This is a genomic window from Nostoc sp. JL31 (assembly GCF_017114965.1).
GTDB classification, from domain to species: Bacteria; Cyanobacteriota; Cyanobacteriia; order Cyanobacteriales; family Nostocaceae; genus Nostoc; species Nostoc punctiforme_A.
Genome location: NZ_JABXKO010000118.1, coordinates 33360 through 45367 on the forward strand (window position 1 = coordinate 33360; position 12008 = coordinate 45367).

Consider the following 12008-nt stretch of genomic DNA (forward strand, 5'->3'; position numbering starts at 1 on the left):
AATACAAGCCAACGTATTAGCATTGCAGAATCCTGCCAAATTTAATTCGCTACGAATGAATGAAATACTGTACTAAGCGAACTCTATAGTCTCAACAAACTCTAAAATACTTTCTTTGATATCTTCAGCCTCTTCCTCAACAGAATCGGGAGTTTCGCCGTCAATAAAGCTGTGCTGACTACTAACTATATACAAAAATTCCCCACTGATAAAGGTGAGCAAGCCCCGGTACGCATCTAATCTGATTGCAGTTCCATTATTTTCTTGTTTAGAAATTGTGGAACCTTTGGGCATATCAATTAACACGTAGTAAGCGCCTCGCAAAGTATTTTCCAGATATTCGGTATACTCCACTGAAGCATCTGGTACATTAGCGAAAATCGCTTGAGGTACATACTTATCTACTAAAATTGTTTGTAAATATTCTTCTTGTCCAACAGACTCCAATTCCTCTAACTGTTCTAGGGGGAAAGGATAATAATCGATTCTCAGTAAAGTACCGATGTCATCAGAAAAGCCAACTACTCCTTCCTGGCTTTGAATTCTACCGCCCTGCTGCGGATCAACCGGAATTGGCACGGTAAAATTACCTAAAGGAGATTGATACGTCTGTTCGCTAAAATCTTCAATGACTACTGTCTCATCTTCATCGTCTGCATATTCTTCATCTTCTGCTTCTTTAAAGGCTGCAATTACTTCCTTGATGATTTCCTCTGCTTCTTCATCCTCAAGTTCTAAAGCTGCTTGTAACTTTTTCAGGTAGGCTTGTTTTGGTTTGGGGATGGCGAGGTCATCGTCTAAAAGCACTATTACCCCAGCGGCAAAACCATCTAGTACTAATTCATCTGAGAGAGATACTTTGGCGGCATTAAACAGGGGCCCAATTCCCTCTTCTTCGGCAATGGAGATGAGTCTATCAACTATTTCTGTAATTTCATCTTCTGAGTATTCCTCGAAAACCTCGAATTCCCAGAGGATACCCGCTAAACTTTCTGCATCTACCTCTTCAATAAATGAATCAGCGATCGCAGTCACAGTTGCGATCGCCGCCACCGCTTCCTCTGGACTGAGTGATTCCTCTGATGTCTTTGGTGAGTTAAAAACCTTGTCATATTTGGTCATAATTGCTACCTAAATTAATTCCTTGATAGTAATAACAGATTGAAAGTGACAATGGTCAGTTTACCAATGGAGCGAATCTTCTAGAGAAAAAGTTGGCTTATACATGGTTTGCTCGGTGTTGCTCAGGTGTAACAAAACCTTGTTGACAACTAATCTCCCAGGAATTGAGGTTTTCTAAAATCTGTTGTCGAATATACACTTAAACACGAGCTAGGCTCAATATTTACCGCAAGTCAACTTAATTAAATATTGTAAACTTTTGCGATCGAGCAATTATCGTTAATAACTGCTACATTCTTTTACTTTTATCCTCTAGCAGATGAATTATATCTATCGATAGAATTATAAACTAGCTAACGATAGATACATACACCGTAGGCAGGATGTCACAATACCGAGGTTTGTAGTGACACACAATACTCGAAAGGTTGTACTGTTGGTTCTACAAGTGTGAATTACATAAAATTTTGAGTTTTTTTATGGTAAAAACCCCTCCATCCCAGTTTTCACCAGATCAATACAAGGTTGATTCTGCACAAGAAAAAGTAGACGCTATTATAGAAACCCCACCATCAGAAAGTGAGATTGACCTAGAGTTTCTTTACACCAGAGATATTGAATTTCGTCAAGAAACTATTTACTTTCTAGTGGTAGATCGCTTTTATGATGGCGATCCAGATAACAGCCAAGGTGCAAACTCAGAACTGTACGATCCAACTAGACAAGAGTGGGGTAAGTACTGGGGTGGCGACTTACAAGGTGTCATCGATAAGTTAGACTATCTCAAAAATATGGGAGTGACAGCTCTTTGGCTAACTCCACTATTCGAGCAGGTAGAAGAGTTATTTATTAGCAATGCGGCGATGCATGGCTATTGGACAAAAGACTTTAAACGGATTAATCCTCGCTATATTGCTGATGGAGAAAATCCTTCTTTAAACGCTACTCAAGAAGAAAAAAATACGACCTTCGATCGGTTAATTACAGAACTGCACAAGCGAAATATGAAGCTGGTGCTAGATATTGTCTGCAACCATAGCAGCCCTGATACTAGTGGTAGTAAAGGTGAATTGTATGATGATGGCGTCAAAATTGCTGATTTCAATAATGATGTCAATAATTGGTATCACCACTATGGCGAAGTGCAAAACTGGGAAGACGATTGGCAAGTACAAAACTGTGAACTATCCGGTCTAGCAACCTTCAATGAAAACAATAGTGAATATCGTGAGTATATCAAATCAGCAATCAAACAATGGCTAGACCGGGGTGTGGATGCACTGCGAGTAGATACTGTCAAGCACATGCCGATCTGGTTTTGGCAAGAATTCACAGGCGAGATGACCAATCACAAGCCAGATGTATTCATTTTTGGTGAATGGATTTATAGTAATCCGAGTGACGATCGCTCAGTGGAATTTGCCAATCATTCAGGCATGACGCTTCTAGACTTTGGCTTGTGTGTGGCAATTCGAGCCGCACTGGGACAAGGTTCAGAAATGGGATTCCAAACAATTCAGTATATTTTTGATCAGGATTATCGCTATAACGGGGCAACAGAGCTAATTACCTTTATCGATAACCATGATATGTCCCGCTTCCAATCGCTGAACCCTGATCCAGCGATGTTGAAGGTTGCGATCGCCTTAATTATGACATCTCGCGGTATTCCTTGCATATATTACGGCACAGAACAGTATCTGCATGATGACACCGATGGCGGTAACGACCCATATAATCGCCCAATGATGGAAAATTGGGATACCGAGAGTGAGATTTATCGTTGCATCAGGCTGCTGTCTGGCTTACGGCGACTGAATCCAGCCGTGTCAATGGGTAGCCACTGGCAAAAATACTTAACACCAGATGTTTACTGTTATGTACGCCGCTATCGTGACTCCCTGTGTTTTGTAGCTTTAAACCGGGGAGGAGAAGTTACTCTCCCAGAAGTAGAAACAGAATTACCCGATGGCGAACATACCTGCGTGGTGACTCGCAACAAGTATGAGGTGAAAGATGGCAAGATTTATAACCTGGTATTAGAAGAACGGGGAGTGATTGTTTTCAGCCACGTTGGCGAACGGATTAAAGCACAGACAATTGTCCGCATCCAACTCAATGGCGTTGATACTCAACCTGGTGAAATCATTGTGGTGACAGGAGATTGCCCAGAGTTGGGTAACTGGGATATCAGCAAAGCGTATCCTTTAGAGTACATTAACTCGAATACCTGGTCTGCGGAGATTCCCTTTGATGAAAGTGCTGGTAAGCTGATTGCTTATAAATATGCCATGTGGCGGGAAGGGCGATCGCCTCTACGCGAAAATCTTGTAAATCGCCGCTGGGTGATTGCGAAAGAAGGTACTGTCAAATGGCGTGATACCTGGGCATCTGGAAGAGAATCTTAGAAATATAGAATAACGTAGAGTGAAGGATTCAAATTTTGATTCTTCACTCTTCATTATTTATAAATTTTCAGTAACAAAAAATACATAAATAAGCGTATCGAACCGCAGTGTGCGCCATAGTGTAGTAGTTAGATGCTTTAGTAATTTTGTACTGATGAGACTCTTCTCTTACTGCCTACGTTATGATGATGGCGCGGCTCCTAATCCATTCTGGGAACTTTGTACTCTCGCAATTTGCAAGCCTGTTATCCGACGAGCTGCAAACATTGGGGATTGGGTTGTAGGACTTGGTTCTACACAGTCACCAATTGGGAATATTACCGATTGCATTGTATATGCAATGCAGGTAACGGACAAAATGACATTGCGAAAATACGACGAGTTTTGCCGAGTTCATAGTCCTCACAAAATTCCAAAGTGGGACAGCGAAATATTTGAGTATCGTGTTGGCGATTGCATCTACGATTGCAGCCAAGGAGAACAACCAGTATTGCGGCCAAGTGTTCATGACATCGGTAATCAAGAAACAGATTTAGGCGGTATAAATGTTTTGATGTCACGGCACTTCTACTACTTCGGTGACAAGGCTGTTCATTTACCTGCTTGGCTCACTCCAATTGTTCATAAAAACCAAGGACACAAATCGACAGCAAATCAGCCATACGTAAAACCATTTGTAACTTGGATCGATAATTTAGAGTACACGCCTAATCAAGTACATGGTGAACCTCAACTCAAAAAGGAATTTATCTGCAACCCAGATATCAGCGGTTGCTGTGCCCAACGCAACCTGCAAGATGACGATGCTGATGAGAGAAGTAATTGCTAGATTACTTTTGTGAGATTATTCGTGGGTCAACATTGAGCAAAAATAGGCAAAATGTTGCTGAAAACAAAGGGGTAACTGTTGATGAGTAAAACGACACTCTACAATCAGGACTTTCTTCTGTGGACGCAGCAACAAGCTGAGTGCCTGAAGAAAGGACGCTGGGCTGAGTTGATGTTGAACATTTGGTAGAGGAACTAGCGGCTTTGGGTCGGAGTGAACAAAGGGAACTTAGAAGTTATTTACAGCTGCTTTTAATGCACTTACTCAAATGCCAATATCGACCAGAGCGAAAGACTAAAAGTTGGGTTAACACAATCTCAAACTGCCGAAACCAAATTCAAGATTGCTTAGAAGATACCCCCAGTTTGCAGCACCTTCTAGAAGACTGGGAGTGGATACAGAAATATTATCGCCGCGCTTGTCGAGATGCCGCAAATGAGACTCAAAAGCCAAGAGAAACTTTTCCCTTTGAGTGTCCTTTCACTATAGAACAACTTCTCGATCCTGAATTTATCTAAGTACAATTTTGCGTAAAAGCGTAGCGGTTTTAATGCAGGGGGATGCAATGGCATTGTAGGGGCACGCATTAACATTGTATCAAGATGCAATGACATTGTAAGGGCACGCATTAACATTGTATCGGGATGCAATGGCATTGCAGAGGCACGCATTAACATTGTATCGGGATGCATTGGCATTGCAAGGTATTGTCAAATTTAATTCGCTACAAATTAATGAAATGCTGTATTAAGTTAAACTGGTGAGACTCAGTAACTAGGAATAGTAGGCATAATTGAATATAAAATCCTAGTTTGTAGTGAGTGATATCATGTCCGCATAATTAGTTATGCTAACCACAGTCATTACACCCCTCCCCGCAAGCGAGGAGGGGAGACAAAGCGTAGCTTTGGCGGGGTGGGGTTCTTCGGGTTTAATAAGCAATCAAGCGGACATGATATGATTTATCGCTCAAAACAAAGATGAGCGGCTTCTTCAAGGTGGGGGAACACTACTGTAATTTAACATCGTGCGTGCATAGCCTAGCAAAAACCACAGGCATCGCAAACTTATAATATTGATGATATCTATCCACCTCTGACTTTTTATTGCGATAATTCCCAAGGGAGACGCGCTCTCCACTGGTCAGTCAAAGGGGGATAGATGACACTCAAGCGGTTGGTTTTATTTTTTGTGATGACGCCGATAGCAGTTCTGTTAGCAGTTTCGGCTTTATTCGGCAGTTGGCAAGAACCTCAATTTCAAAGTCGTTTGGAACTATACCAAACAAATATTGCTTTACAAGCTCAAGCTTGGCAATCAGAAGATAGTGGTGATGACAAACTCCAGGCGATTCGGGAAGCAATACTTGGTGAGCAACCCCTAGAAAGCGCTACAAAGCAGTATCAGGAGGCGCGTCAATCAGTTCAAGCTAATTTAGACAAAGTTAATAGTAAACTTGCACAATTACGCTCTCAGGCTGAAATAACTCCCACACCTCCGAAACCTCTACCGGATGCTCCTCCCACTATTAAAACCTCTAAACAGGGACAGCAACAGTTACAGCAGTCTTTTAAGCAATTACAAAAATTACTGGCTGAATTAGACCTGCGCTTGGGAATCTTACAAGCACAGCAAGGACAAACTGATACAGCCTTCAAGACTTGGAGCGAATTACAACAACGTTCAGATATTAATCCAGGGTTTGGGGAAACCGCTGCTGTATTGACAGGACTGTGGAGCAATCCTCCCCGTATCCTCCCAAATGCTCAAGAACCAATTCAAAAGAATTTAGAAGGTTGGTTTCGCTCTACAGCTTTGGTTAAGTTATACCAACTCCAGCAACGACAAGACGCGTTATCAGCAGTAAAAGCTGCACAACAAGAATCTTCTACCCAAGCAGTAGTGAAATTGGCAGTTATTGGCACTATTCCCACTTTGGCAGCTTTAATTGGTTTAATACTGCTGATTTTATTATTTGCTCAACGCTTGTTGAAAGGAAAAGCCTCGTTATTAGCTCAAAATGCTGATATCCCTTGGTCAACACCTTGGGGTGGTGAAACGGTTTTGCAGGTTTTTATCATCGGCTTTTTCTTCATGGGGCAAATTTTTGTACCTTTGGTGATATCACTGCTACCCATCCCGCGTCCTATTGTGGATGTGCGACTTCAGGCATTTTCTGTGTTGGTTAGTTACTTCTTGGTAGCATTAGGTGCGCTGTTAGTGCTGTATTTCTCTCTCAAGCGCTTTTTTCCACTACCAGAATTCTGGTTTCGCTTCCGTTTTCAAGATAACTGGTTTTTGTGGGGACTGGGAGGCTATTGCACGGCTTTACCCGTAGTTGTGGTGGTATCTTTGATTAATCAACAGCTATGGCAAGGACAGGGTGGGAGTAATCCTCTGTTACAACTAGCCCTAGAAAGCCAAGACGGTGTAGCACTTGGTATATTTTTCTCCACAGCGGCGATCGCAGCTCCATTTTTTGAAGAAATCCTATTTCGCGGTTTTTTGTTACCCTCTCTAACTCGTTACTTACCCGTGTGGGGATCGATTCTGATCAGTAGTTTGTTGTTTGCGATCGCTCACCTCAGCTTATCGGAAATTCTCCCCCTGACCGCATTGGGCATTGTGTTGGGAGTAGTCTACACGCGATCGCGCAATCTCCTCGCTCCTATGCTTCTCCACAGCCTTTGGAATAGTGGTACACTGTTAAGCTTGTTCGTATTAGGTAGCAATTGATACAATTATATTACTGTTGCCAAAAACCAAAATATCTGATTCTATCTCCATAGGTAGAGACAATTTACTAGTGATAATTGGTTATAAGCATAAATACTAGCTGAAAACCCAATTAAGATAATGGCAAAAGCAAATTAAAGAATGCTATTAACATAGACAGCAAACTATCTAGTTAAGCATTTATTCTCATTCGGGTAGATTTTAGCCATTTTCGAGATGTTAATTGTCTTCTTGAACCATTTTTAGCTGTCATGAATTGGAATGCAATTCCGGTTTGCGCTCATGGAAGTAGGGATCGGTAACTAAAAAGTGGTTAGAAAGATATGGAAGATGCCTTTTGCGCTTCTAGATTCCCACTAGCCACGCAGTTGTGTTGCCATTGGTGCGATGGCGTTTCACGTCTGCTGAAACCGATGTCTATAATGGGCTACGCCTACGCAAAAACATCCGGAAATAATACTGATGGGCTTGTAAAAAGTGGTGTATGTAGCAGCTTTTGCTGATTATTTAAGATTTATTCTGCTCAAGATAAACGCCTGAGCTAAAAATCTGCAAAACTGCTGCACCAGGGTTTGCGATCGTCAAATCCACCAAAAGTCATCAAAGACCGCCAGATCGGCCTATACTGCAAGACATCTTGGCGTCTCCTCTGGAATAGAAGCACACTGATTTTAATTATTCATCTTGGGACTTACTCATACTGAAAAATTAAAAATCTATTTATTAAGTAAGTAAATGTATTTGCTTCCATTACAATAAAGATTTTATTTTTATACTCAACTTATCAAGGAGCAGCACTTATATGGCAAATCTCAACCCCAGTCACCCTACCAAACAACTTCTAGCTGGTTACTGTGGCATTATCTTGGGAGCGTTTGGGGTTCATAAGTTTATTCTAGGATACGCTTCGGAAGGCTTTATCATGTTAGTGATTTCTGTAATTGGGGGTTCTTTTACCTACGGCGTTGCTTTGTTAGTTATGCAACTCGTAGGTCTAATTGAAGGCATGATCTACTTAAATAAATCCCCTGAAGGATTTGTAAATACCTATTTTGTGAATAAGCAAGGCTGGTTCTAGTGCAAGAATAACTTTCTTACTGGAAGCAGAGAATGATACCCGCTGCCAAGCTTAGAATTGCAGCAAAAGCTCAGGGATAAAGGGCAGCAACCAAAGAAACATCCTTTTTCCCTTCCGCTTCACCCTTTACCTTTAGCAGAAGTTATACAGCACTTCTTCCTTCTATATTTATTTTTATTGATATGCTCATTTTCAAACCTAAACAGCTTAACTGGGCAATGTTCTTTTTCTTAGGCTTAGGATATTTCAGTGTTATATCTCATTTAGAAATCAACTATTTCTTAAAAAACCTGATTGCGATCGCGCCAATACAGGTGGCAGCTATTATTTATGTCACTTATCGACGTTGGAAATGTCAACCCCCTGTAGGGGAATTAAAAATTAAAAATTAAAAATTAAAAACTCTACAGATAAATTTGGGAACTTGGAACCTTGAATTAAGTACAGCGATAGTCGTTCATGCTCAACAAAGTACGATAAATTAATAATTTTAATATGGTTTGACATTGAGTCATAGTTCCATATTTAGCCTACGCTCGAATTAGAGACGCTTTTAGTCAGGCGTTGAATTTCTGTAGCGAATCTAAACACAAGCCATGCAACTTGTCCCGAAAACTAAGCCAGCCCTAGAACCTGACCCAATCCTAGAGAAGATTATTCTAGATGTAGGGGGTATGAAGTGTGCTGGGTGTGTGAACGCAGTAGAGCGACAGCTGACCCAACATCCAGGAGTCAAGAGTGCCTGTGTGAACCTGGCCACAGAGGTAGCAGTTGTAGAGTCAGAAGTTGGTGCAATAGATGCAGATGAACTGGCACAGCGATTAACAGCCGTTGGATTCCCGACTCAACCCCGAAAAGCTAATGGCACAGTAGGAGGCGAAATATCGACCTTACCAGATCCAGCAGAACGACAACGCCGAGAAATGCGTTCTTCTCTATGGCAGTTGGCGATCGCAGCGGTGTTGCTGATATTGTCGGGAAGTGGACATTTTGGTAATCTTGGTAGCTCAGTGCTGCCAGTCCTAAATAACATCTGGTTTCACTGTGGACTGGCGACAGTAGCGCTGTTAATTCCCGGTCGCCCGATTTTAGTAGATGGCTGGCTGGGCTGGCGGCGAAATGCGCCTAACATGAACACCCTGGTGGGGTTGGGAACGCTGACAGCCTACATTGCTAGTTTAGTAGCGCTGCTTTTTCCCCAATTGGGTTGGGAGTGCTTTTTTGACGAGCCAGTAATGATGCTGGGCTTTATTCTCTTAGGAAGGACATTAGAGCAACAAGCTAGAGGTCGCGCGGCGGCGGCATTTAGGAAATTGCTAGCACTCCAGCCACTCTTAGCGCGATTAATTGCCAACCCAGAGAAAGCCGGAATGGGTTCTTCTAGTGTTGAGATTCCTGCTGAACAGGTGCGTGTTGGTGAATGCTTACAAGTGCTGCCAGGCGATAAAATCCCCGTTGATGGTGAAGTGGTAGTTGGTCAAACAACGGTTGATGAATCCATGCTAACCGGGGAAGCAGTTCCAGTAATCAAGAAACCAGGAGATATAGTGACAGGGGGGACACTAAACCAGTCAGGAGCGATCGCTATTCAAGCAACCCGGATTGGAAGTGATACAACTCTAGCTCAAATTGTCGCCCTAGTAGAAGCCGCCCAAACTCGGAAAGCCCCAGTACAGAAATTAGCAGATACAGTAGCTGGTTACTTTACCTACGGAGTGCTGACAGCATCTGTCTTAACATTTGGATTTTGGTACTTTTTCGGCACTCATATTTGGACTGATATCACCATGTCTGGTGGTATAGAAATGATGAGTCACGCTACACATGAAGCCCATCACTCCCCACTCCCGACTCCCCATTCCCCTTTATTAATTAGTTTAAAACTCGCGATCGCAGTTATGGTAGTTGCCTGTCCCTGTGCTTTGGGACTTGCCACACCAACAGCCATTCTGGTTGGAACTGCTATGGGCGCAGAAAGAGGTCTGTTAATCAAAGGTGGCGATGTTTTAGAAAGAGTACACCAGTTAAACACCGTAGTATTTGATAAAACTGGGACTCTAACTACAGGTAATCCCATCGTCACAGATTGTCTGTTAATTGAGGAATTGGGGACTGAGGAAGAGGCAGAGGAGCAGGAGAAGAATAACAATGCCCAATCCCTCATTCAACTAGCAGCAGCCGTAGAAAGCGGTACTCACCATCCCCTAGCAAAAGCGATTCAGCAAGAAGCACAGCGGCAAGAGTTATCGATTCCAGAGGCTGTAGACTTTCACACGGAACCAGGACTAGGGGTATCTGCTGTGGTAGAAGGCACAGTTGTATTGTTGGGTAACTGGGAATGGTTGAGTTGGCACGGCATTGCCATTAACGAAACCGCACAACAGGTAGCACAGGATTTGGCAACAGATGGTAAAACAGTCGTTTATGTAGCAATTGGCGGAACTTTAGCCGGACTAATTGGTGTTTCTGATACCCTTAGATCGGATGCTCGATCCACTGTAGACAAGTTACGTCAGATGGGCTTACGGGTAATGTTGCTCAGTGGCGATCGCAAAGAAGCAGCTAGCGCCATAGCTAAACAATTAGGATTAGATAGCGCTGATGTAATAGCAGGTGTTCCCCCAGCTAAAAAAGCGGCGGCAATACAGTCTCTCCAGTTAGAAGGGACAAGGGGACAAGGGGGACAAGGAGACAAGGGGGCAAAGAAAACTCCTAACTTCTCAGTCTTAACTCCTAACTCCTCACTACTAACTCAGCACTCGGTAGTCGCAATGGTAGGAGATGGAATCAACGATGCTCCAGCTTTATCCCAAGCTGATGTAGGAATTGCTTTACACTCCGGGACAGATGTGGCGATGGAAACTGCTGAAATTATCTTAATGCGCGATCGCTTAAACGATGTCGTCGAATCTATTCAGCTTAGTCGCGCCACCTTCAACAAAATCCGCCAAAATTTATTCTGGGCTTTTGCATATAATACACTTGGCATTCCTTTAGCAGCAGGTGTTTTATTCCCTAGTCTGGGTTTTGTGCTTAACCCATCTGGTGCTGCTGCATTAATGGCTTTTAGCTCTGTTAGTGTTGTCACCAACTCAATATTATTGCGGCGATTCGCTCATCGCCCCTAGAATACTCCTTTACATGTCTAATTTGCCACCACAAATCTTGGTTATCAAAACAGAATTCAGGAGTCAGTCGTCAAATTAAGACACTTACCAAAGCTATCATAGCTACTGGAGTAGAACGGCCATGTTCTACTCTTTCAAGGTATTATGCAATTTTAAAGCTTATTTAGATTAGCACCACAGACTTATGGTGCGCGAAAATGGCAAGATACGATACTAAACAAATCTTAATCAATTACAGTTCCACCGATTTGTCAATGGCAGCAGAAACCAATGAAAACCATCTACTGATTATTGAAGACGATCAAGGTCGCAAAGAATTTTCTCTGGAGCACCCCGTCTACTCTATTGGTAGAGACCGCGAATGTAATATCCGTTTAATGTCGCAGTTTGTCTCCCGCCGCCATGCCACATTAGTGAGATTGCCACGAGAGCATAATAGTCATAGCTACTATTACCGGATTGTAGATGGCGATGCCAAAGGTAAGCCTAGTTCCAACGGTTTGATGATTAATGGACGCAAGATACCAGCCCACGATCTCAGAAATGAAGACGAGATCGTTTTTGGGCCTCAAGTACGTGCCATTTATTACCTTTTAAGAAATACTCAGCGTTTAGGACAAACGGATTCAAGTGAGTACGACATTACACTAATAAACCCCGGTATGGCCGAGGATTTAGAGGAGTAGGATATTGAATTATAACTACCA

The 12008-nt window shown here is 42.6% G+C and carries 8 protein-coding genes and 1 pseudogene; 8 read left to right on the plus strand and 1 reads right to left on the minus strand.

Translation table 11 applies throughout. From position 1 onward, the window contains the following. Window positions 1–72: 72 nt before the first annotated feature. The gene (locus HWQ43_RS30665) at window positions 73–1122 is read right to left on the minus strand and encodes a hypothetical protein (protein WP_292740666.1); all 1050 of its coding nucleotides are present in this window, start codon (window positions 1120–1122) and stop codon (window positions 73–75) included. A 479-nt stretch (window positions 1123–1601) separates the two neighbouring features. Between HWQ43_RS30665 and HWQ43_RS30670 the strand changes: the two genes are divergently transcribed. The 8 genes and pseudogenes from HWQ43_RS30670 (at window position 1602) to HWQ43_RS30705 (ending at window position 11987) form a co-directional block, all read left to right on the plus strand. Next, the gene (locus HWQ43_RS30670; protein WP_292740668.1) at window positions 1602–3530 is read left to right on the plus strand and encodes an alpha-amylase family glycosyl hydrolase; all 1929 of its coding nucleotides are present in this window, start codon (window positions 1602–1604) and stop codon (window positions 3528–3530) included. A gap of 154 nt (window positions 3531–3684) precedes the next feature. Then, the gene (locus tag HWQ43_RS30675) at window positions 3685–4359 is read left to right on the plus strand and encodes a hypothetical protein (RefSeq protein WP_292740670.1); all 675 of its coding nucleotides are present in this window, start codon (window positions 3685–3687) and stop codon (window positions 4357–4359) included. 81 nt (window positions 4360–4440) lie between these two features. After that, window positions 4441–4877, plus strand: a pseudogene (locus HWQ43_RS30680) (DUF29 domain-containing protein). Between the two features lie 643 nt (window positions 4878–5520). Continuing rightward, window positions 5521–7095, plus strand: coding sequence for a type II CAAX endopeptidase family protein (locus tag HWQ43_RS30685; protein WP_292740672.1), 1575 nt, complete (start codon window positions 5521–5523; stop codon window positions 7093–7095). An 802-nt stretch (window positions 7096–7897) separates the two neighbouring features. After that, entirely contained in the window at window positions 7898–8173 is a 276-nt protein-coding gene (locus HWQ43_RS30690; protein WP_292740674.1) for an NINE protein, read from the plus strand. Window positions 8174–8355: 182 nt separating this feature from the next. Beyond that, window positions 8356–8565: a hypothetical protein gene (locus HWQ43_RS30695; RefSeq protein WP_292740676.1), complete on the plus strand. Its 210-nt coding sequence runs from the start codon at window positions 8356–8358 to the stop codon at window positions 8563–8565. 204 nt (window positions 8566–8769) lie between these two features. Further along, on the plus strand, window positions 8770–11301 hold the full coding sequence (locus tag HWQ43_RS30700) for a cation-translocating P-type ATPase (RefSeq protein ID WP_292740678.1): 2532 nt from the start codon (window positions 8770–8772) through the stop codon (window positions 11299–11301). 197 nt (window positions 11302–11498) lie between these two features. After that, entirely contained in the window at window positions 11499–11987 is a 489-nt protein-coding gene (locus tag HWQ43_RS30705; RefSeq protein WP_094352473.1) for an FHA domain-containing protein, read from the plus strand. Window positions 11988–12008 lie beyond the last annotated feature (21 nt).